General features: G+C 69.6%; 13 protein-coding genes. 3 read left to right on the top strand and 10 right to left on the bottom strand.

The window, feature by feature from the left end:
* Positions 1-58 precede the first annotated feature (58 nt).
* The 4 genes from KHC19_RS14365 to KHC19_RS14350 form a co-directional block, all read right to left on the bottom strand.
* Positions 59-1549, bottom strand: coding sequence for a KpsE/RkpR family capsule polysaccharide export protein (locus KHC19_RS14365; protein ID WP_213353062.1), 1491 nt, complete (start codon positions 1547-1549; stop codon positions 59-61).
* Entirely contained in the window at positions 1550-2731 is a 1182-nt protein-coding gene (locus tag KHC19_RS14360) for a polysaccharide biosynthesis/export family protein (RefSeq protein ID WP_213353061.1), read from the bottom strand. It lies immediately after the preceding gene.
* 132 nt (positions 2732-2863) lie between these two features.
* Entirely contained in the window at positions 2864-4240 is a 1377-nt protein-coding gene (locus KHC19_RS14355) for a glycosyltransferase (protein WP_213353060.1), read from the bottom strand.
* Between the two features lie 10 nt (positions 4241-4250).
* Positions 4251-5222 (bottom strand): hypothetical protein, encoded by a 972-nt coding sequence (locus KHC19_RS14350; RefSeq protein WP_213353059.1) that lies wholly within the window; start codon positions 5220-5222, stop codon positions 4251-4253.
* Between the two features lie 135 nt (positions 5223-5357).
* Here KHC19_RS14350 and KHC19_RS14345 point away from each other — a divergent pair, with 135 nt between their 5' ends.
* Positions 5358-6242 carry an SDR family oxidoreductase gene (locus KHC19_RS14345; protein WP_213353058.1) on the top strand — a complete coding sequence of 295 codons (885 nt, stop codon included), beginning with the start codon at positions 5358-5360 and terminating at the stop codon, positions 6240-6242.
* 9 nt (positions 6243-6251) lie between these two features.
* Here KHC19_RS14345 and KHC19_RS14340 read toward each other — a convergent pair whose 3' ends face one another.
* Positions 6252-8333 carry a glycosyltransferase gene (locus tag KHC19_RS14340; RefSeq protein ID WP_213353057.1) on the bottom strand — a complete coding sequence of 694 codons (2082 nt, stop codon included), beginning with the start codon at positions 8331-8333 and terminating at the stop codon, positions 6252-6254.
* The gene (locus KHC19_RS14335; protein WP_213353056.1) at positions 8333-9304 is read right to left on the bottom strand and encodes a hypothetical protein; all 972 of its coding nucleotides are present in this window, start codon (positions 9302-9304) and stop codon (positions 8333-8335) included. The genes KHC19_RS14340 and KHC19_RS14335 overlap by 1 nt, the downstream gene beginning before the upstream one ends.
* Before the next feature lie 282 nt (positions 9305-9586).
* Here KHC19_RS14335 and KHC19_RS14330 point away from each other — a divergent pair, with 282 nt between their 5' ends.
* Positions 9587-10840 carry a KpsE/RkpR family capsule polysaccharide export protein gene (locus KHC19_RS14330; protein WP_213353055.1) on the top strand — a complete coding sequence of 418 codons (1254 nt, stop codon included), beginning with the start codon at positions 9587-9589 and terminating at the stop codon, positions 10838-10840.
* Between the two features lie 12 nt (positions 10841-10852).
* Positions 10853-11506 carry an ABC transporter ATP-binding protein gene (locus KHC19_RS14325; protein WP_213353054.1) on the top strand — a complete coding sequence of 218 codons (654 nt, stop codon included), beginning with the start codon at positions 10853-10855 and terminating at the stop codon, positions 11504-11506.
* On the opposite strand, the gene KHC19_RS14320 is transcribed toward KHC19_RS14325, so the two are convergent.
* The 4 genes from KHC19_RS14320 to KHC19_RS14305 form a co-directional block, all read right to left on the bottom strand.
* Positions 11466-12812, bottom strand: coding sequence for a capsule biosynthesis protein (locus tag KHC19_RS14320; protein ID WP_213353053.1), 1347 nt, complete (start codon positions 12810-12812; stop codon positions 11466-11468). The genes KHC19_RS14325 and KHC19_RS14320 overlap by 41 nt on opposite strands.
* A 12-nt stretch (positions 12813-12824) precedes the next feature.
* Positions 12825-14210: an aminotransferase class I/II-fold pyridoxal phosphate-dependent enzyme gene (locus tag KHC19_RS14315; RefSeq protein ID WP_213353052.1), complete on the bottom strand. Its 1386-nt coding sequence runs from the start codon at positions 14208-14210 to the stop codon at positions 12825-12827.
* The gene (locus tag KHC19_RS14310) at positions 14207-21547 is read right to left on the bottom strand and encodes a type I polyketide synthase (protein WP_246548886.1); all 7341 of its coding nucleotides are present in this window, start codon (positions 21545-21547) and stop codon (positions 14207-14209) included. Before KHC19_RS14310 ends, KHC19_RS14315 begins: the two co-directional genes overlap by 4 nt.
* 289 nt (positions 21548-21836) lie before the next feature.
* Positions 21837-22850, bottom strand: a complete 1014-nt coding sequence (locus KHC19_RS14305; RefSeq protein ID WP_213353050.1) for a hypothetical protein — start codon at positions 22848-22850, stop codon at positions 21837-21839.

The following is a 22850-nucleotide window of genomic DNA, read 5'->3' as shown; positions in this document are numbered from 1 at the left end:
CACGGGTAGCCGCGCGCGCGGGCTGGTCGCCCGGCGGCGGCAAGCGGGCGACGGCTGCTCAGTTATGCATGCGCAGATTGCGTGCGTAGGTGGCGACGAGGCACCAGAAGCCGAACAGCACCAGGAAGGTGATCAGCGTATCGAGCCGGACCTGCGGGAAAGTCGCGATATGCGGCAGGAAGGGCGGTTCGAAGACCATCAGGAAGGCCTGCTGCCGCTGGCTTTCCGAAAGGGCGGCGGATTGCGAGGCCTCGGCGCGGGACACGCGCTCGATCACCAGGTTGCGCTGGGTCTCCAGCTTTTCCTGCTCCGCCAGCGACTGGGGAACCGCGGCGCGTTCGACGCTGTCCCGCGAGGCGGTGCCGTCGATCTGCGCCTCGATGTCCGCGATTTCCTTTTCGAGCGACTCGAGCCGGTTCGACAGCGTGCGCGTCGACGCCGAATCGTCGCCCATGGAGGCGCGGGCGGTGGCGAGCTCGGCCCGCAGCTTGACGCGCTGGTCGCGCAGCAGGCCGACGAGGCCCTGCAGCGCCAGTCCCGAATAATTGGCGTCGACCGTGCCCTGCTGGTTGCGGAAGGCCTCGAACTGCTTCAGCAGGTTGTCGAGGTCGGCCCGCGCCAGCTCGACTTCCTTGGTGGCGCGTTCCAGCCGGTCCTGGCGGGCGCGGGCGGTGAGCTCGTTCACCATCGCGGTGGATTCGTCCAGGATCCCCTGGGACACCAGGATCGCGTTCTCGGCGCTATAGGCCTGCACGTCGAGGGTCAGGATGCCGGTGACGGAGTCCATCGTGACATGGACCATCGACCGCCACGCCGCCATCAGCTTCTCGATGGCAGGGTCCTGCTGCGGGGCCGAGTCGGGCGTCCGGCGGGGGATGTGATAGATCGCATAGAGATCGATCTTGTTCAGGAGCCGCTCGACCACCGCCTGGCTCATGACGTGGTCGACGAGGATGTGGCCTTCCTGGTTGTTGGTGAGGCCGGACAGCCCGGAGAGGTCGCGCGAGAAGCGCGTCGACTCGCCGCCGATCAGTTCCAGCGTTCCGCGGACAACGAACTTGGCTTCCGCCAGGAAGCGCGGCGTCGACAGGAAGGCCAGGTAGAAGGCGGCGCACAGCGTCGGCACGATCACCGCGATGAAGAAGCTGAGGCCGAGCCGTTTGCGCGCCCGCTGCTCCCGCGCGTCGAGGAGCGCGGAAATCTCCGCCTCGGCCTCCTGCCGGGACTTGAGCCGGGCCTGGAGATCGGGCGGCGGGGTCTGCGGAGCCGGGGCCTTGTCGGGCGCCTTCGCCGCCGGCTTCGGGGCCGCCGGCTTGGGTTTCGCCGCCGGGTTCGGCTTGGCGGCGGGCTTTGCCGCCGGTTTTGCCTGAACCGCCGGCACGGCCTGGGCCGGGGGAAGCTCCGCGCTCGCCAGAGGCGGCGCCGCGACGAAAACCGGTTCGCCGGGCACAGCCTTCCTGGGGGCAGACTTGGCCTGCGCCTGGCGCTTGGCCTTCATCGCCTTTCGCTTGCGCTCCTCACGCGCGCGGGCTTCGTCCAGTTTCTCCAATCAGAACCCATCCACAATGTTCGTGGCTTGCGACACCGGGGAGGCCACGGTGCTGAACACCGACAATACCTTATTCAAATCCGACAGCGGCGCGTTGGAAATATAGATCGCGTCCTTGTTGCGCATACGGAACCCGCTGGCGAGCAGAATCCCGTCGGCCTGATGCATGTTAAGCTGATAGATCACGCGAACATAGCCATTTTGCGACGGCGCGGTGTGGTCGGGGTCGATGGCGCGCGCCACCTTCTCCGTCTCGAAGCGCATCAGATAGACGCCGCGCGGATCGGCGCGCAGGTCCGACGGGCCGCCGACCAGGGCCAGGGCTTCCGTCAGGCTGATGCCGGCGGTGCTGAAGGCCACCTGGGCGTTGCGCTGCGCGGCGCCGAACACGGTGAAGGTCTGCGGCTCGCGGATGATGCTGATCGTGTCGTCCGGCAGCACGTACACGTTCTCGGAAGGCCGGCCCATGATCGTCTGCAGCGGCACGGCGGCGTTGACGCCGTTGCGGGACATCACCACGAACGCCTCGTGCACCGGCACCTTGTTGCCGCCGGCCGTGGCGATTACGTCGAGAATGCGTTCGCCGCGCGGGGTGAGCATGATGCGTCCCGGCGCGTTCACCTCGCCGATGACCGTCGCGGTGTTGTTGACGCTCTTGCTGACCACGACCAGCGCCTGGGGCTCGATCGCCTTGCCGGTCAGGTTGGTGACGATGGTGCGCTCCACCTCGTCGGCGGTCTTGCCCGCCACCTTGACGCGCCCGGCGAAGGGCACCGAGATGGTGCCGTCCTTGGACACCTGCTGTTCCGGGATCGCCGCCGATTGCGAGCCGGTCCCGAGCACGTCGGTGGCCGGGCGGGAGAACAGGCCGCCGGCCGCGCCTTCCCAGATCGTCACGGTGACGGCGTCGCCGACGCCGATGACGTAGGTCGACGGCCGCTTGCGGTTGCCGAAGCTGCCTTGCAGCGTCGCCGGGGCGTAGTGGGCAAGCTTGGCCAGGACGTCGTCGTTGAGGTCGACCAGCATGAAATCGGAGGTCGCCGGGTCCTTGGAGCGGGCGGCGTCGGTAATTTGCTGCCTGTTGGGGCCGGCACTCGGGACGATGCCGCATCCGGTCAGAATGATCGCCGTAAGAAGCGTAGAAATTACGCCTACGCGAGGGAACGTCTTCCAGACAACCATACTGCCTTCCTTACTTTCGGCGGGGTTTATAGCCCCTCGCAGAAGCCGAGGCGAGGCGATGGCCACGGCGCACGTTCATTTTGGTTATTGAAAAGTTATCTGTGTCAGATGCGCAACAGCGCAAAAACGACCTCATAATACCATCAAATGCGCCACTGAAATACCGCATGACTCGTAGATGGCGAGAACATCGCGCGCCATGTCCAGCGATGTGCGGGAATAGTCGATGCGGCGGCTGAGGCGGGGCGCCAGCGTGGGGTCCTCGACGAAGGGGCGCAGCTGTTCCTTGAGCGCCTCGGCATCGCCGGGTGGGAAGGTGGAGCCGTTGGCCCCCGCCTCGACGAAGTCGCGCATGCCCGGCACGTCGGAAATGATGACCGGCGTATGGGTCGCCAGCGCCTGCAGCAGCGTCAGCGGGCTGTTCTCGTGCCAGATCGAGGGGATCACCAGCACATCGATGCCGGCGAGGATGCCGGCCATGTCCGCGGGCTCGAAGGAGCCGGCGAAGCGCACCGGCATGCCGGCGGCCATGGCGCGGACCTTGTCGGCATAGGCGGGGTGCTGGTCGAGCGATCCCCATACTTCGAGCTCCGGCGCCGTCCGCCCGGGATGCCGGGCGAGGTCCTCGGTCAGCCTGCGCACCGCTTCGATCAGCACATGCAGGCCCTTGTGCATGGCGATCTGGCCGATATAGCCGATGCGCAGCGGCCCGGGAGGCGGAGGGGGCTTCGGCGTCCGGTCGATGTCGACGCCGAAGCGCGAGACCGTCATCGGCACGTCGATGCCGTTGTCGCGGTAGCGCTCGGCCGTGAAGGTGGTGGGGACGATGGCGGCGCGATAGCCGTTCAGCGCCTTCCTCAAGAGCTCCGGGCGGACGCGCAGCGCCTCGATCTCGTTGCGCAGGCCGCGCGGCATGACCGGGCGATAGATCAGCGCGGTCAGCGCCGCCAGCTCCGGCATCGGCCGGTGGCCGAGCAGCTTCCACCAGCTGCCGGCCGGCGCCGTGCGCTGCTTTTCGTGGACGCCGCAGGCGAGGCAGCCGAAGCGCGTGGGCGAGGGACCCGCGCAGGAGGCGCCCGACAGGGTGCTGAGCAGCCCGGTGTGACAGAAACCGTGGAAATCGGTGAAGGTGGCGACCAGCGGGATGTCGAGCTGCTGCGCCGCCGTGTGCACCGCCGTGGTGTGGTAGAGGAAGTGGCAGACATGCACGACGTCCGGCTGCAGCTCCTCGAACAAGGAGCGGTACAGCGGCACGCGCGCGGGGGCGTCGAAGGTGGCGCGGGTGTCGGTCTCCAGCGCCGGCACGCGAATGACCGGCACGCCGTCCCATTCCTCCCGCTGGATCTCGGCCGGGCCGTGGCGGCGGGCGGCGATGACGGTGGGGCGGTGGCCGAGCTGCTTCAGCGCCCGGCTCAGCTCGAGCGTGTAGATCTCGGTGCCGTAATTCTGGTCCGGCAGGAAGGCATGCACCACCAGCGCGATGGAGAGGCCCGAGGTTTTCTCCAGCATGGCCCGGCCTCTACAGCGGCAGCGGCGCCGCGTGCCGATGCCAGCCGGACACCGTGGCACGCAGGGCCGCCGCATTGGCCGTGAAGGCGTCGGCATCGTCGAGCAGGGCGAGCAGCGCCGCCGCCCACGCCGCCGGATCGGCGGCGAGCAGCGGCACCCGGCCCGCCAGCAGCGCCGAGGCGGGGCCGGCGGCGAACAGCCCGGCGGCGCCCATGCGGGCGGCGTCGATCGCCTTGGTCGGCGCCCGCGAGCGGTTGACGGCGGTGTCGCGCAGCGGCGCGATCAGCACGCCGCCGCCACCCGTGGTGTGGGCGCGGTAGGCCGGCCAGTCCATTTCGCCGAGGAAGCCGATCCGGTCGGAGAAGTCCCATAGCGGCCGGGCGGCGGCGGGGCCGATGACCTCCACCCGCGTGCGCGGGCGGCTCGCCAGCACCCGGCGCACGATATCGGCGGCCAGCTGGTGATCGCCGAGATGGCTGAGCTGGGCATGGTAGCGCAGCAGGTCGTCGGGCGGCGCCAGCGGGGCGGCGAGGTCGTCGTCGCCCGGCGACGGGTCGATCACGGCCGGGTCCCAGGCGGCGAAGCGGCGGGCCAGCGTCGGCGTGGAGACCCAGAGCCTGAGCTGGCGGGACGCCAGCAGGCGCAGCGGCAGAAGCCCCTGCAGCGCCACCAGCGCCCGGTAGCCGAGCGGCAGCTGGCGGTCGCGGAGCATGGCGGGGTAGTCGTCGTCGACGAAGGCGGCGAGGCCGGCGAGGCGGGCGGCCCGCAGCGCCCGCAGCCAGCGCCAGGGAAGATAGCGGCAGATGATCACCAGCGCGCCGTCGAGCGTCACGTCGGCCGGCGCGCGCGAGCGGGTGTCGATCACCTCGACGCCGACATCCATCCGCGCCAGCCGGGACACCAGATAATAGTCGCAACTGGGATTGGCGCCGCGCACCAGAACCATGACGCGCCGGCGCGGCGACCCTTTTCCTGCGACCATACTCCCCGCCTCTCGGCCCATACGCACTCCGCCCCCCGCGTGTTTAGCAGGAGCGCGACCCGAACGGAAAGCTCTTCCTTCGCACCGCAGCGATGGTGTAATCCAGCTCGCATGTCCGCTCGAGCAGGCCCGCGAATGCAACCGGACCGAGAGCCTACCCGATCCACCCGCGACATCGGCTCCCGCGACCGCCCTGCCGACCCCGTTGCCGGCAGCCTCGCCATCGTCTCCGGGGGATCGAGCGGCATCGGCCTCGCCTGTGCCGCGCAACTGGCGGGCATGGGGCATCGCGTGGCGCTGCTCGCCCGCGACGAAGCGCGGCTCGCCCGCGCGGTGGAGGCGATCCAGGGCGATCATCCGGCCGCGCAGGTGAGCGGCCATGCGCTCGATGTGCGCGATGCCGCCGCCTGCGCCGCGGCCGTCGAGGCGCTGGTCGGCCGGTACGGCCCGCCGGCCTGGCTCGTCAACAGCGCCGGCATCGCCGAGCCGGGACTGTTCCTCGAACAGCCGCTCGCGGCGCACGAGGCGCAGCTGGCGACCAATTATCTCGGCTCGCTCTATCTCTCCCATGCCGCGGCGCCCCACATGGCGGCGGCGGGCGGCGGGCGGCTGGTCTTCATCTCCTCCGGCGCCGGCCTGTTCGGCATTTACGGCTATTCCGCCTATGCGCCGTCGAAATTCGCGGTGCGGGGGCTCGCCGAAGTGCTGCGCGTCGAGCTGGCGCCGCATGGCATCGGCGTGACGATCGCCTATCCGCCGGATACCCGCACGCCGCAGCTCGAGGCCGAGCAGCGCACCAAGCCGGAGGCGACTCGCCGGATCACCGCCGGCGGTGGCGAGTGGGAGGCGGTGGCGGTGGCGCAGAAGGTGCTCGCCGGTGCGCTGGCCGGCCGCTTCGCGGTCAGCCCCGGCCTGCCGACGGCCTTCGCCACCCTGTTCCACAGCCTGATCTCGCCGCTGCTGCGGGCACGGCAGCGGCGGCTGGTCGCGGCCGTCGCCTCGCAACGGGCAAAGGACTGAGCGCCGTCGTCAGCGGGGAACGGCCGGGGCGGCCGGCGGCGTCTCGGCGGGGGCGGGAGGCGGCGCCTGCCGGGCGGTGGGGGTGAACAGCAGGCCCTGGGTGAGGCGCAGGAGCGAGGCGACCTCGTTGCCGTGATGCTCGCGCACCAGTTCGCTGATGCGGGTGCGGGCGCCCCAGAGATCGCCCTTGCGCCAGTTGGTCTGGTTGCGCCACGGCTCGGCCTTGTACCAGACCAGCGCCTCCGGCACGGTGCCGATGCGCAGGCCCTTGAGCTTGGCGCGCACCAGGGCCCGCCAATCCTCGGCATGGTAGAGGAAGCCGTCCTCGACGAAGCCGCCGGCGGCGAGGAACTTTTCGCGGTCGACGATGAAGTTGGTGTCGCCGATCACGTTGAAGATGTAGCAGGCGGCGCCGCCATCGCCGAGGAACAGGAAGCGCCGGTAGGCGCGCTCCTCGGCCATGTCGGCATCGGAGGCCACGAAGTCGAGCGCGCAGGTGACGAGGTCGAAGCTGCCGCCCGCCAGCGCCCGCGAGAAGACGTCGAGTTCCTGCGGCTTGGAGACGTTGTCGTCGTCGTGGAACTTCACCCATTTGCCTCGCGCCGTCTTCGCCGCGGCGTTGCGCGCCGCGGCCGGGAAGCGGGCGCCGTCCGAGCGCGCCACCCGCACCGGGAAGGGCAGGTCGGTCCGTTCGGGCAGGGCGGCGAGGAAGGCCTGCGCCTCCGGCGTCGCCGAATGATCGTCGCCGATCACGATCTCCAGCGGCTTCAGCGTCTGGCGGGCGAAGCCGTCAATGGCGCGGGCAAGGCCGGCGGGGTTGTCGCGATGGGTGATGCAGACCGAGATGTCCGATGCCACCGGCGTCGCCGGCACCGAGCTGCGCTGCCGCGCGGCCTCCATCTCCAGGAGCTCCCGGGTGAAGTCGGCATGCTGGCGCGCCGCCTCGGCGGCGGGGATGTGCCCGCGCTGCCGCGCACCGCCCGAGGCGACGAAGCGGGCGAGGGCGCCGCCGACATCCCAGGCGGTGGGCGGCACGAAGCAGTTGGCGCGGTCCTCCGGCGCGACGAGCTCGGCCCCGCCACCGACTTCCGTCGACAGGAAGGGAATGCCGCGCGCGAGACATTCCTGGATGGTGCAGGGGATGTTGTCGCTGAGCGAGGGCATCACCGCGAGCGCGCCGGTGGACTGGAGAAGATCCAGCGCCTCGTTGGCGTTCAGATTGTCCAGGAGCTCCCATTCGATATCCAGCCGCGACATGCGCAGGCCGAACATGTCCGCCGAATAGGCGGGGTCGTTGATCTTGCCGAGCAGCAGCACCTTGAACGGCCGCTCCGCCCGGTGCTGCAGGATCTGCAGCGCGTCGATGAACAGGTTCAGGCCCTTGCGATGCTCGAGGCGCCCGAAGAAGGCGAGGGTCGGCACCGCGCCGCCCGCCGCCGCCGTCCCGCCCGCCGCCGCCTGGGCGCTGTGCGCCTTCGGCAGCACGTTCTGGATGACCCGCACGGTCTGCGGCATCGCCCAGCCGTCCTCGCGCAGGAAGGAGAGCATGTAGTCGCTGGGCGAGAGGATGGCGTCGGCATGCTGCACCGAGCCGCGTTCCATCGCCTCGCGGAACAGCACGTTGGGGCTGATCACCGGGGCGTTGCTCCAGCGCATCGACCAAGCGGTCGGCCCGTGCAGCTGCGCGACGATCGGGCCGCAATCGAGCAGGCCGGCGCGCTTGCCGAGCGTCGGATAATAGCCGATGCCCAGATAGTCGGCGACATGGACGATGTCGTAGCGGTTCTCGAGGAGATGCCGGTACACCGCATAGGAGCGCAGCGGATCCGAGCCGCCGCCGGCCATGGCGGGCACGCCGACATTGTCGAGCACCGCATAGTCCAGCTCCTGGAAGCCGATGCCCTCGCGCCCGAGCGATTCCCGCCACATCTCGCCATCGCCCACCTCGTAATTGGGGTTGGCGTAGATCACCGTGACCTTGTGACCGGCATCGACCAGGGTTTCGGCGAGGCCGCGCAGCGCCGTGCCGACCCCGCCATTGCGGACCGGGCCGGCGAAGTCCGCGGTGGCGATCGCGATCGAAACGGTCATCAGGCCTCCTCGGAGCTGGCGAGTATGTGGAGCTCGTCCCCGTCCCGCACGGAAAGTTTCCACGGCGCCCCGGCGGGCACCATGCCGAGCGGCGCGGAAAAGGCGCAGAAGCCGTCCATGCCGGTCTGCGCGACGAGGTCGCGGCGATAGAGCGTCGCAAAGGCGGACCAGATTTCCGTCGCGCCGGAGCTCAGCGTCACGCGCGGCCGGCGCCCCGGCGTGAGCAGGTTGACCGCCCAGCCCTGCAGGAAATCGGGGCGGATGCCGGCGCGCAGCTGGTCCTCGCTCTGCTCCTCGAGGAAGGTCACGACGTTCGGCGGCCGCAGCTCGGTGACCGGGAAGCGGCGCCCGCGCTGTTCGGCGAGCAGCTGCAGCCGGCCCTGGCGCAGCAGGAAGCGCATCGGCAGCGCCTCCCAGAAGGCCCGGGCGCCGGCATCGAGATCGGCCCGCTCCAGCGCCGGGGCGAAGCGGTGCTCGTCCCCGCGCTCGTTGACGACGACCAGCATCAGCGGGGAGGGATCGGAAGAGGCGATCCAGCCGGAGACGTGGGTCCGGGCGCAGGTCTCCACGTTGAAGCGGAACTGCGGGACCAGCAGGCTGGCGGCGGAGGCCTTGAAGTTCGCCCGGTAGCACGGCGTGCCGCCCTGCATGACCAGCAGCGTCACGGTTTCGTCAGTATCGTCCGGCTGAATGCCGAGCCCGAGCCAGTTCGTCAGTGGGAAGCTGAAGCCGCAATGCAGCGTATCGTAACCGCCCATCACCACGTCGGGGCGCGGCAGCGCCGGCGTTCCGATGTCGAAGCTGCGCGGGGTGACGACATGGACCGACAGCGGGCCCATGCCGGGGTTCTTGGCGATGACCCAGCCGACGACGCCGAAAGCGGAGAAAGCTTCGAGATTGCCGATGACGAGCTGGGATTTTATGCCTTGACCGATGGGAGGTCCCTTCGGTGCGGATTGGCCAGACAGCATACGAAACCCGCTCCCCACCTGCTCGCCATGCTCCTGCCCGTTGCCGCCCGGGCCCACCCTGGCGGCCGGCCCGTGGGTTCAGCTTTTATCTGGCGCCCAATTTGGAGTAAAGTGCGCGGGTAGCTGTTCTTCCCTCGCCGTGCCTTCCGCCAGAAGGCGCGCCGGTTCGTCATATATTGTGATGTATTCGACAATATTGTTTTGGTCCATGCAGGTCATTTTTTGTTTCCCTCTGGCAGAAAGCCGTGAATTCAGATGAGCGTCGAGTCGGTATCGCCCCCCATGACGGACACGACTCGTCGTAACGAACTCCTGGCCTTCAGCTCCAGATTGTCGGACGACCTGCGGCGGTCCGCCCGTCAGGCCCGCGTGCGCAACATGGCGGCCGGCCAACGCAAGGCGGTGCATTTCGTGCGGCGCCTGCCCTGGCTCGCGGCGCCGCTGCAGGCGGTGTCGCGCCTGAGCTTCCTGCTCTGCGTGGTGGTGCCGTCGGTTCTTCTGATCATCTATTACGGCTTCATCGCCTCGAGCCAATACTATTCGGAAGCGCGCTTCGCGGTGCGGGCGGGCGACACCACCTCGCTCGACACGGTGACGGCGCTGACCGGCCTGCCATCCGTCACGCAGTTCCAGGATTCGACCATCGTCGTCGAATATCTGAAGAGCCGGGCCATCGTCGAAGCCCTTGAGCAGAAGATCCAGCTCTCCAAGCTGTTCAACAGGTCCGGCGTGGACTGGTTCAGCCGCCTCGACGAGGGCGCGCCCATCGAGGCGGTGGTCGCCTACTGGCGCCACCAGGTGACGACCTCGGTCGAGATGCCGTCGGGCATCATCACCGTCCGCGTCAACGCCTTCTCGCCGGAAGATGCCGTCACCATCACCAATGCCGTCGTCGATCTCAGCGAGGAACTGGTCAACAAGCTCGGCGAGCGGGCCCGGCGCGACCTCATCACCTCGAGCGAGCACGAGGTGGCGCGTGCCGAGGACCGGCTGCGCGAGGCGCGGTCGGCGCTGAAGGACTGGCGCAACGAGGTCGGGATGCTGGATCCCACCACGGCATCGCAGGGCATCCAGGGGCTGATCGCCACGCTGAAGACCGAGCAGCTCAAGCTTCGCCAGGAAATCTCGACCGGCGGGCGCTCCCTGAGCGCCAATGCGCCCCAGCTGCAATTGCTGAAATGGCGCGAGGAGGCGACGCAGGAGCAGATCGACATATTGGAGCGGCAGCTCACCTCGCCGGCCGGACAGGGGAAGAACACCATCGCCAACGTCATCACGCGCTATGAGGAGATCGAGCTCAACCGCACGCTGGCGGAGCGCATGTACACGCTGGCGGCCTCCAATTTCGAGCGGGCGCGCATCAACAGCGAGCGGCAGCAGCTCTACCTCAACACCTTCGTCCAGCCGAGCCTGCCGGACGAGCCTTCGGGACCCAAGCGCACCCGCAACATCCTTTTGGGCATGCTGGTCTTCTTCTGCCTGTGGGCGGGCGGTACCGCCTTCCTGCGGTTCCGGCAGCAGCTGCGCAGCAAGTGAGGAGGGACGGCCATGGTCATCATCGATCACGTGACCAAGTACTACATGGTCAACTTCCGCAAGAAGGTGGTGCTGGACGACGTCTCCGTCGCCTTCAACCCCAATCGCAGCTACGGATTGCTGGGACAGAACGGGGCGGGCAAGTCGACCTTTCTGCGTCTGGTGGCCGGTGCGGAGGAGCCCAATAAGGGCCGCATCTGGCGCAATACCCGCATCTCCTGGCCGCTCGGCTTCTCCGGCAGCTTCCATCCGAAGATGACCGGCCGGGAGAACGCGATCTTCCTCGCGCGGGTCTATGGCGCCGATCTCAAGAAGACGCTGGATTTCGTCTACGACTTCGCCGAGCTCGGGCCGGACATCGACGCCCCGGTGGGCACCTATTCCTCGGGCATGAGCTCACGCCTCGCCTTCGCCATTTCCATGGCCGTCGAGTTCGACGTCTATCTGGTGGACGAGACGACGGCGGTGGGCGACAGCCGCTTCCAGCAGCGCTGCGCCGCGGCCTTCGCCGAGCGCCGGGCCCGCTCGGGCATGATCATGGTGTCGCACTCCGTGGCCACCATCAAGGAGTATTGCGACACCGGGATGATCCTGGCGAACGGCAAGCTCCTGATGTTCGACGACCTCAACGAGGCGATCGAACGCTATCGGCAGATGTCGATGTAGCCGGGGCCGGTCCGCCGTCGAGGCGGGCGCGCCGCTCGGCATTGGCGGCGAGCGCGGCGGCGAGGCGGGGCGGCGGATCCACGAAGGCGCCGGCACCGTTGACCCTGCCGCCGAGGATGCGCTCGACGATGATCGCCCGCGCATGGGCGCTGCCTTCCGCATTGTAGAAGGAGCCGGGCAGCTGGATGGTGCCGGCGAGGCCGCGCACCAGCGCGTCGAGCAGTTCCATGTCCACGCGGCCGGGATCGGTCCAGAAGCGGTCGAGCGGCGCGTCGGAGGTCAGGCCCTCTATGTCGTAGAGCGCCACCCCCATCACCTTGGTGGGACGGCCGACGCGCAGGGCGTGCAGCCCCACCGTCGAGTTGATCACGATCACCGAGGTGGCGCGCTCCAGCATCTCCGACAGCACGCCGCCGTCGATCGCCGTCACCCGGTCGGCGATGCCGGCTTCCTCCGCCAGCTTCGTGACCTCGGTGCACCAGTCGATCAGCCCGACATCGAGCGGGTGCTGCTTCACCACGATGCCGAGTTCGGGCGGGGCGTGGCGGGCGAAGGAGGCGAACACCTCCCGCAGCATCTGGCGCTGGTCGGAATAGGGGGAGTTGTCGCGGATCTGGTAGTCGTTCTGCAATTGCAGCGGGATCAGCACGAAGGGCTTTTCCATCCGGGCGGCGAGCGCGGCGGCGTGCGCCTTCTCGCGCCGCGCCTGCCGCCGCCAGCGCAGCGGCGCGCTGACATATTCCAGCACCGGATTGTAGAAGCGGTCGGCCTGGTAGCGCGGATAGACGTAGAAATAGAAATAGTTCACCAGGTGGTAGAAGACCTCGTTGAAGGCCTCCTGCGCGAAGGAATAGGGGAAGACGCGCTCTTCCGGCATCTCGCCCACTTGCGCGGCGATGGCGCGGATGGCGGCGGGATCGCTAGGGAAATGCGACCAGCCGCCCATGCCGCCGCGCTCCAGCGTGATCCAGGCCGGGCGCAGATAGCCGAACTCGACGACATAGGGCGTGGCGCCGAGCGCCGGGGCGATCTCGGCGGCGCGGCGATGATAGGGATGCCGGTCGCCGTAATAGACGAGGTCGGTCACCTTCTCGCGCCGGATCAGCGCCTCCAGCCAGTCCGCCCAGTCCTCGAGCCGGCCGCGATAGGCGATCGCGTTGCGCCGGCCCCAGTAGAGCCGCTCGGCGGTGGAGAAATTGACCTTGATGACGCGGTGGCCCGCCGCCTCGAACGAGGCGGCGAGGTCGCGCCAGAAATGCGACGGTGGCCCCTGCAGGAAAAGGAGCGTCCTCACCGGACCGGACATGCGGGGGGATTCCTAGCGCGCGGGAGCCGCACCGTTTCGCTGGGTCAGCAGTTGCGCGAGATTGGCGATCGAAAGCCCGGCCTCGGCGAGCGTCCGCTTTTCCTCCGCCAGCACGCTCACCGCATGCTCGATATCCTCGGGCGTATGCTCGCTGGAGACGAAGAAGCGCAGCCGCGCCGAATGGTTCGGCACCCCCGGCGGCAATACCGGGAAGGCATAGATGCCGCGTTCCAGCAGCCGCTCCGCCAGCAGGATGGTCTGCAGCGCGTCGCCGATGATCACCGGCACGATGCCGTAGCCCCAGGCCGGCCCGTGGTCGAGGCCCGCCGCGGCGAGGCGGGCGACCATGGCATGGCCGTTCTTCTTGAGCCGGGCCAGCCTTTCCGGCTCGCGCAGCATCACCGCCAGCGCCGCATCGGCGGCGGCCGCGGTGGCGGCGGGCATGCCGACGCTGTAGACGAGGCCCGGCGCGGCGAATTTCAGGAGATCGACCAGCGGGCCGGAGCCGGCGACATAGCCGCCGCAGCTCGCCAGCGCCTTGGACAGCGTGCCCATCCAGATGTCGATGCGCTTCGGGTCGACGCCGGAATGCTCGGCGATGCCGCGCCCGGTGGCGCCGAGCACGCCGAGGCCGTGGGCGTCGTCCACCATCAGCCAGCAGCCGTGCCGCTCCTTGAGCTCGACCAGCGCCGCGAGGTCGGGGCCGTCGCCGTCCATGGAGAACAGGCCCTCGGTGACGATCAGCACATTGTCGAAGCGGCCGCGCTCGGCGGCGAGGATGGCCTCGAGCTCGGCGAGGTCGTTATGGGGAAAGCTGCGCCGGGCCGCGCCCGACAGGCGCCCGCCCACCACGATGCAGTTGTGGATCCAGGCGTCGTGCAGCAGCAGGTCGTTGGGGCCGAGCAGCGCGGCGATGGCCGAGACCGCGGTCGCGTGCCCGCTGACGAACACCACGGCATCCTCGGCTTCGTAGAGGGTGGCGAGCGAGCGTTCCAGCGCCGCATGGACGGGGCGCTCGCCGGAGGTGATGCGGCTGCCCGATACCGAGGTCCCGAAGCTCTCCAGCGCCGCGGCGGCGGCCTGCATCACCTCGGGATGGCCGTTGAGGCCGAGATAGTCATAGGAGGTGAAGTTGAGCACCTCGCGGCCGTCGATCCGCGTCAGCCGGCCGGCCTTCACCTCGTGCTGGCGGTAATAGGGGCTCTTCAGCCCCAGCGTGGCGCTCACCGCCTTCTGCTGCGCCATGGTCTGGTAGGCGGCGAGCTGGCCGAAGCTCTTGGCCTTCGGCCGCGCGGCCGGGGCGGCTGGCGCGTCCGCCGCCTTGACCGAGCGCATCTGCGCGATGAGGGCGCCCACCTGGCCCTGCGAGAGCCGACCCGACGTGTCCCGCTCCGTCATGTCAGGCGTTCTCCGCTGTAGTCGAGCTGGGCGATGGCCGCCGCGGTGCTTTCGGCCTCGCTCGGCGCCAGGCTGAAGGATTCCAGCTTGGCCGCCGCGAGGGCGTCGGCTTCCGAGGCGGCGTCGGCGGTGTCCTGCCCGCCATGCAGCAGCGGCAGGGCCTGCACGACGATGTCCTCCACCGTGCGATCGCTGATCGAGATGATCGGCAGCTCGATGCCGCAGCTCTGCTCCAGCGCGAGCCGCAGTTCCAGCGCCATCAGCGAATCCATGCCCATCTCGCCGAGCGGACGCTTGATGTCTACCGCCTCCGGCGCCAGCCGCAGGATCTTGGCGATCTCGCGGCCGATGGCATCGGCGAGGATCTGCTTGGCTTCCGCCTCGGACTTGCCGGCGAGCCGGCTGGCGAAGTCGACGTCGCCTTCCTCCATGTCGCGGCTCTCCCCCGACAGCAGGCCGGCGAAGGTGGGCGAGGTGAGGATGGCGAGCTTCTCCGCCACCATGGAATGGCCGATATCGGCGAAGAAATGCACCGGCCCGACCTTGTCCTGGTCGGCGATGAGCCGGCCCAGCTGGGCGAGGCCGTCGGCGGAGGAGATGCCGTTGACGCCGGTGGTCCGCCGCAGCCGTTCGGCGAGCTCGGCGTCGCGGGCGATCACGCCGGTGTCGGAGATCGCGCCCCAGCCGATGGCGATGGCAGGCAGGCCTTCCTGCCGGCGGCGGCGCGCCACGCCTTCGAGGAAGGCATTGGCCGCCACATAGGCGCCCTGGCCGGGACTGCCGATCAGCGTCGTCGCCGAGGAATAGACGACGAAATAGTCGAGCGGCGCCCCGCGCGTCGCCTGGTCGAGCGCCAGCACGCCGTCGATCTTCGGCTTGAGCACCGTGTCGAGGCTTGCCGGGGTCAGGCTGGACAGCATGCCGTCCTCCAGCACCAGCGCGGTGTGGATCACCCCGCGCAGCGTGCCGTGGCGGGCCTTGAGCCCGGTGACCAGCGCCGCGACCGCGGCGTCGTCGGTGACGTCGAGGGTGAAGGGCTCGATCGTCACCCCGCGAGCCGCGAAGGCGGCGACCGTATCGGCGAAGGCCGGGTCGATCACCCCGCGCCGCGAGGCGACGGCGACATGGGTGGCGCCGCGGTCGGCGAGCCAGAAGGCGGTGGCGAGGCCGAAGCCGGCCGTGCCGCCGACCACCAGATGCACGCCCTCGGCGGCGGCGCGGAACACGGAAGGGTCCGCGGCGCCGGCCCGCGCCGGCTGCACGATCAGCTTGCCGAGATGCTCGGCGCTGCGCATCAGGTGCAGCGCGTCGGCGACGTCGTCGGCGGCGAAGCGGCGATAGGGCAGGGGCCGCAGCGAGCCGTCCGCCAGATGCGCCCCGAGCGCGCCCATGATGCGCCCGACGCTGCCGGTGTCGTGCTTCAGGAGCTCGTCGAGATCGATGCCGAAATAGCTGAGATTGTGCACGAAGGGGCGCAGTTGCAGCGTGGTGTTGTTGAGATAGTCGCGCTTGCCGAGTTCGAGGAAGCGGCCGAACGGGCGCAGCACCCGCACGCCCTCGCGCATCGCCTCGCCCGACAGCGAGTTGAGCACCACGTCGACGCCGCCGATCTGCAGCAGGGCATCGACGAAGTCCAGCGAGCGGGAATCGAAGGCCTTCTCCGCCCCCAGCGCGCAGGCGAGCGCGCGGCGCGCCGGCGTGCCGGCGGTGGCATAGACCGTGGCGCCGCGGCGGCGGGCGATCTGGATCGCCGCCATGCCGACCGCGCCGACCGCGCCGTGGATCAGCACCCGGTCGCCGGCCCGCAGCCGCCCGGCTTCCTCCAGCGCGTACCAGGCGGTGGCGAAGGCCACCGGAATGGTCGCCGCCTCTTCCAGAGAGAGGCCGTCCGGCACCTTCTGCACATGCGCCGGCGCGGCCAGCACATGCGAGGCGAAGGAGCCGGAGGTGAAGGCCATCACCCGGTCGCCCGGCGCGAAGTCCCGGCAGTCGGGACCGACGCGCGTCACCGTGCCCGAGCATTCGAAGCCGAAGGCCGCCCGCGTCAGCCCGCCCGAAAGCAGGTCCTCGTCGAGAATGCCGAAGGCGACCATGACGTCGCGGAAATTGAGGCCGGTATAGGCGACCGCGATCTCCACCGCCTCGCCTTCCGGCGCCGGCCGTGCCTCGAGGCTCCAGGCGACGTCCTGGGTCGACAGTGCGTTCTTCGGCCGCAACACCGCCCGCGCCGTCTCCGACACCGGCCGGATCCGCTGGCGCGTGCCCCGCCGTGCCCGCGGAACGAACACGCCGGTTCCGGCGATGCGCAGCTCGGTTTCGGGCGAGCTCTGCAGCAGCAGGGCCGCCAGATCGAGCGCCACCGTCGCCGGCGCCACCTGCGCGTCGAACTCGACGACGCGGATGTCGATGGTCGGGAACTCGTTGCGCGCCACCCGCGCGAAGGCCCGCAGGGCGTGCGCGGTTGCCAGCTGCTCGGGGTTGCCGGCCGTCACCGACAGTGCCAGCCAGTAGCGCAGCCGCTCGGCCGGCGCCGCCAGCCCGAAGCTGGCCACCAGATCGAGCAGCCGCTGCTTCAGCGCCTCGCTGGCCTCGGCCGCGGCGACGTCGGTGTCCACGATGTGGAGAAGGTCGGTCGCCTCGCCGAGGCCCGCCGCGTCGAGCCGGCCATCGGCCACCCGCACCGCGGTCAGGTCCGCCAGCTCGCGCACCAGCGCCTGCGCCGCGGCGTCGGTGGCGCCGTGGACGACGATCGACACCGGGGCGGCGGGCTCGGTCTCCTTGGGAGAGAGGCGCCCCACCGCGAGGCGGGTGAAGCCGTCGCTCCATTCCGGCAGCGCGTTCTCGAAGCGGAAGGCGTCGCGCAAAAGCCCGATCTGGAAGGGCGCGGCGTGGTCGCCGGCCCCGCGCTCGGCCTCGTCGGACAGGCCGGCCAGCGTGAGCAGCAGGTCCGCGACCGGATCGGGCTTCGAGGCCAGCTGCACCACCAGCCCGCCCGGCTTCACCCGCTGGGCCGCCGCCCGCGTCGCGCCGGCCTCGCCGCCGAGCAGCAGGTCGAAGCGGCCGCCCTGGGGCGCGGCGTCCGAGAGGTCGACATGGCCCAGCGTGAGGCCGCGGCCGTGATGGGCGAGGAAGGCGTCGAAGGCCTCGCGCCGGTCGGTGGCGAGCGACAGCAGGATGGCGTCGTCGCGCAGATAGGGCACCAGCATGCGCCACACGCCGAGGTCCCAGGGCTGGGCCCACAGCACCGAGAGCGGCGCCGGCGCACTCGCCTTCACCGCCGCGGCCAGCGTGGCGGCGAGCCGCTCGCGGCCGGCGGCGAAGATGGAGAGCTCCGCCTTCACCTGTTCCTTCTGGGAGGCGGTCAGCGTTGCGACCGGCCCGCCGGCGCAGGCGGCGTCGAGATGGGCCAGCGCATGCGAGGCGAGCACGATCTCGGCCTGGGCGGAGGGCATGCCCTCCACCATGGCGGCGAGGATGGCTTCCGGTTCCGGCAGTTCGAGGCCGTCGTCCCGGGTCTCGAACTGCTCGACCAGGGCCGCGACGCGGCGGGCCAGCGGCGTGGCCGTCAGCTCGGCGACGCTTTGCGGCGTCGCGCCCTCGCGTCCGCGCCAGCGGCGGGCGAGCGACAGGGTGAAGGCCTGCAGCAGCAGCCAGGCATCGGGAGCCGTCTCCGCCGCCGCCTCGGCGGCGGGGACGCCGGAGGCAAGGTCGAGCACCGGCGGCGCGGCATGGGCGAGGTTCATCACCTCGTCGAGCCGCAGCACGCGCTGGTCGGTACTGCGGCGCGACAGCACCACGGCGCGCAGATACACGCCTTCCAGCAGGGCGACGATCTCGCCGTCCGGCGCCAGCAGGGCGATGTCGACGGTGGTGGAGGTGGCGGTTTCCACCGTGCGGCGCACGATCGCCCGGCGGATCGGGCTGTGCGGCTTCAGCACCACGACGGAGCGCAGGCGGACCGGCAGGTCGCAGCGCACCTCGCCTTCGGCGGTGGCGGCGCGGGAGAGCAGCAGGCCGTGCAGGCTGGCGTCGAAGCCGGTCGGGTCGAGCACATGCTCGGCCGAGAAGGCGCCGAGCGGCAGCTCGCCCTCGTTCATGTCGACGATCTGCGCATCGGCGTCGCGGTCGAGGCGGATGACGCGGGCGAAGCTCGGGCCGTAGTCCAGACGCGCGGCGCGGGTGGCGTTGTAGACCTCGCGCGCGCCGGAGAGCGGCTTGCGCTCCGGTCCCGGGCCTTCCGGCGGCTGGCCCGGCGTGCCGGTGAAGGCCAGCACCTGGCCATGCGCATGGCGCACCCAGTCGTCGGAGGAGAGCCGGCGGCGGCTCCAGATCTCCACCACGCCGCTTTCCGGCGTGTAGCGCATGGAGATCTCGCGCATCACCTCCGGCGCGAGGCTCATCGGCCGCTCGATGTCGAGGTCGCGCACCGCGAGCGGCACCGCCCCGTGCACGTCACGGCCGACGGCGAGGATCATCTCCAGATAGCAGGCGGCGGCCATCAGCGGCGTGCCGTCGACCACATGGTCGGCGAGATAGGGCAGCATCCGCGTGTCGAGCGACTGGCGCCATTCATTGGCGCCCTCGGTGACGCGCGAGCCGATCAGCGGATGCCGGCGCTGGCCGAGGGTGAAGTTGGCGCCGAAGAACTTCAGCCGCTCGGAGGTCTGCGGCAAGGCGTGGCGCGAGCGCTGCCAGGGATAGAGCGGCAGGTCGACATTGTTGGCGGCCTCGCGGCCGAAGAGCGTCTCCTGGTCGACTTCGGCGCCGCGGACGACGAGCCGCGCCACGATGTCGAGGATCGGATCGGCGTCGCCTTCGTCGTCGGTGAGGCCGGCGACCGTCTCGCCCGGCCGGTCCACCGCCTTCAGCGTCTCGGAGATGGCGCCGGTGAGGATCGGGCGCGGCGATACTTCGAGGAAGATCGAGGCGCCGAGCGCGGCGGCGCGCTCCACGGCGGCCGAGAACAGCACCGGCTGGCGGATGTTGCGCCACCAATAGGCGGCGTCGCAGCCGGCGCCGTCCATCACGTCGCCGGTGACGGTGGAGATGAAGGGCAGGTCGCCGGGGCGGGCGTGAAGCTCGCCGAGCTCCTCGATCATCTCGCCTTCGAGCGGGTCCAGCAGCGCCGAATGGAAGGGATAGTCGAGGTCCATCAGGATGACCGGGATGCGTTCCTGCCGCATCCGCTGCTGCGCCGTCTTGATGTCCTCGGCCGGGCCGCTCAGCGTTACCGAGGCCGGCCCGTTCACCGCGGCGATGGCGATGCGGTCGAGCCCGTGGCGGTCGAGGAAGGCCTGCACCTCGCCGGCACCGGCGGCCGCGACCGCCATGCGGCCCTGGCCCTTGATCTTCTCCTGGTGGAGGCTGCGCAGATGGATGAGCCGCACCGCCTCCTCGAGGCCGAGCGCGCCGGCGGCCCAGGCGGCGGCCACTTCGCCGACGCTGTGGCCGAGCACCATGTGCGGCACGACCCCGGTCGCCCGCAGCGCCACCACCATCGCCGACTGGATGGCGAAGAGCAGCGGCTGCGCCGTCGAGGTCTCCTTCAGCTTCGCCGCCAGGTCCTCCTCGTCGAGGCGCCCGGCGATCGACCAGCCGGCGAGCGGGGCGAACAGCGTGTCGATCAGGTCGATATGCGCGCGGAAGGCGGCGTTGCGCGCATAGGCGCGGCGGCCCATGCCGGCCCATTGGCAGCCATTGCCGGAGAAGACGAAGGCGGTCTTGCCGTCCGCGTCGCCCTTCGCCCCCGCGCTCTTCGCGGCGGTGCCGCGGGCGCCCAGCGGAGGCGTCCCGCCCTCGCCGGCCTCGCGCAGCGCGCTCACCACCTCGGCGGTCGCGCCGAGCGGGATCGCCAGCCGGTGCTCCATCGCCTCGCGGCGGTGCGCCGCGGCATTGGCCAGCTGCGGCAGCGACACGGTGCCGCCTTCGGCCGCGTCGGCGTAGCGGAGCGCCAGTGCCGACAGCGCCTCGGGGCTCTGCGCCGAGATCGTCAGCATCTGCGCGGGCGTCGCCGTGGCCCCGGCGCCGGCCGCTTCCTCGGGGGTCGGTCCGCGCAGCACGACATGGGCATTGGTGCCGCCGAAGCCGAAATTGCACACGCCCGCCAGCAGCGGCTCGTCGCCCGCTTCCAGCGCCAGCGGCTCGCGGGTCGGGGCGAGGTTGAGCGCCGCGAAGTCGATATGGGGATTGAGCTCGTCGAGGAAGGCGGTCCGCGGCAGCCAGCGCCGCTGCAGCGCCATCGACGCTTTCAGCAGGCCGACAAGGCCGGAGACGGGTTCGAGATGGCCGAAATTCGATTTCGCCGAGCCGATCGGCAGCGGCGCCGAGCGCTTGGCGGCGATGCTGGTGCCGATGGCGTTCGCCTCGATGGGATCGCCCACCGGCGTGCCGGTGCCGTGCGCCTCCACGAAGGCGAGGCGGTCGACGGAATGGCCGAGATCGGCATAGACGGCGTCGAGAAGCTGGCGCTGGCCGGCGGCGGAGGGCAGCGAGATGCCCACCGTGCGGCCGTCGGAATTGATCCCGGAGGCGACCACCACCGAGCGCACCGCCTCGCCCTTGGCGCGCGCGTCGGTCAGGCGGCGCAGCACGATGGCGGCGAAGCCCTCGGAGCGCACATAGCCGTCGCCCTGGGCCGAGAACGGCCGGCAGCGGCCGGTCGGGGAGAGCATGCGCGCGGCGGAGAAGCCGATGAACGGCGCCGGCGAGAGCAGCAGGTTGGCGCCGGCGACCACGGCGAGGTCGATCTCCTCGTCGCGCAGCGCCCGCAGCGCCTGGTGCAGCGCGACGAAGGACGAGGCGCAGGCCGCGTCGATGGTCATGCTGGGGCCGGACCAGTCGAAGGCGTAGGAGACCCGGTTGGCGATGATCGACAGCGAGTTGCCGGCGATGAAATGGCTCTGGATCGCCGCGAGGTCGACCGAGGTATGCGTCTGGTAGTCGACATTGGAGGCGCCGACATAGACGCCGACATCCTTGCCGCTCAGGCGCGAGGGCACCATGCCGGCGCTTTCCAGCGCCTCCCACACGACCTCCAGCAGCAGGCGCTGCTGCGGGTCGATCTGCGCCGCCTCGCGCGGGGAAACGCCGAACACCCCGGCGTCGAAGCCGAGCGGATCGTCGAGATAGCCGCCGGCGAAGGTGTAGCTGTAGCCCGGCGCGCCGGCCGGATGCAGGAAGCGATCGACATCCCAGCGTCCGACCGGCTTGTCGGACACGGTGCATTCGCCCTTCGCCAGGACGTTCCAGAATTCTTCCGGCGACTGCGCACCCGGGAGCCTGCAGGCATATCCGAGGATTGCCACTTCAGGCTGAGATCGATTGACGCCACGAGCCATCCAGCCGCTCACTCTCTCTTACCGACCAATGGACGTCTCGCTGCGGCAGAACGTCTTCGACTCCCTCCCCGCCACCAAGCAGACCGCCCCTGCAAATCCGAACTTCATACCCGCACCCCGTTGAGAACATATAACATCGACGGCGGCGTGCCACTCTTCCGCGCCCCGCACCTTCCGGTTGCGCGTACAGGAGGGGAAACAAGATCCGTGCCGTTCGTCCGGCTCGTGTTCGCCTTCACAAGCCCTGAAAATATCTCCGGTCTCGTACCAGGTGCTGAAATACCGCTGACTATCTGGCGCCATCCGCCAGTATTCGCTGCAATACCAGCGCGTTGATCGCCTTGAAGCGCTCCATGGAAAGCCCCTCGAAAACCTCCGTCCGCACGCGGCCGGGAGGGAAGAGCGTATCGCGTCCTGGCGGATTCTTCATCATGGCAAAAATCTGCGCATTGGCTTCTGCAAAACGATCCATGAACGCCGTCATTTCCGAAGCGGGGATCCAGTCCAGATCCGAGCCCCGGGGAAACCCCTCAACCTGCCCAATATCCAGCAGGGCCCGCGAAATCGAAGCCAGCTGCTGCTTCGACAGGTCGGCCCTGTTGAGTTGCCTCTTGAATTCCACAAGCTCAATGGGGAGGCTTTCGTTGAATTCCGCTATTTTGTCAATCTTGCCTATTTCGATACCAATATGGTGGAAGAAATTCCGCAGCAACTGGCCATCTTCGGCCAGATCCTCGAATATGGCAATATCGACAATTTTAAAGTACTTTTTGAACAGATTGATCTGTTCGAGATACTGGAAATTGGCCAGGCGGCTTTTAAGGAAGCTGCGGAAATCCTGCCTCATGTGCCGGGCCTTGACGTTCTCCTGATACAGCGATCGGGAAAAGTCGTCCTGCCGCCGCAGCACGATCAGGATTTCCGGCTCCAGCGGCGCGGTCACCTCGGCCAGCCGGGCGATATAGGCATCGCGCGCCGCCCAGTATTCCTCGGTGGTCTTGGTCTTCTCGGGAATGACGTGGCGGTAGATCGGCTCAGCGCTCAGCAGCACATGGCCGGCGTCGCCCGCCCCTCGCGCGATGGCCGCCACGAAGTCGTTGGCCTGCTCGAAGGTGAGGGTCGACAGCGTCCCTGCCACGGCATGGGAGAAGTCGTGGTGGGCGGGGTGCCGCTTCAGCCCGATCAGGTCGTAGCCGGGATACCACAGGCCGGCTTCCCGCAGCTGCGGCGCCCGGCGGTTGGCGAACTGCTGGATGGTGGTGGTCCCGGTCTTGTGGGTTCCCACATGCAGGATCGTTCTCAT

Source organism: Ancylobacter oerskovii, from assembly GCF_018390555.1.
GTDB classification, from domain to species: domain Bacteria; phylum Pseudomonadota; class Alphaproteobacteria; order Rhizobiales; family Xanthobacteraceae; genus Ancylobacter; species Ancylobacter oerskovii.
This window is presented reverse-complemented; position numbering and strand designations above follow the sequence as displayed.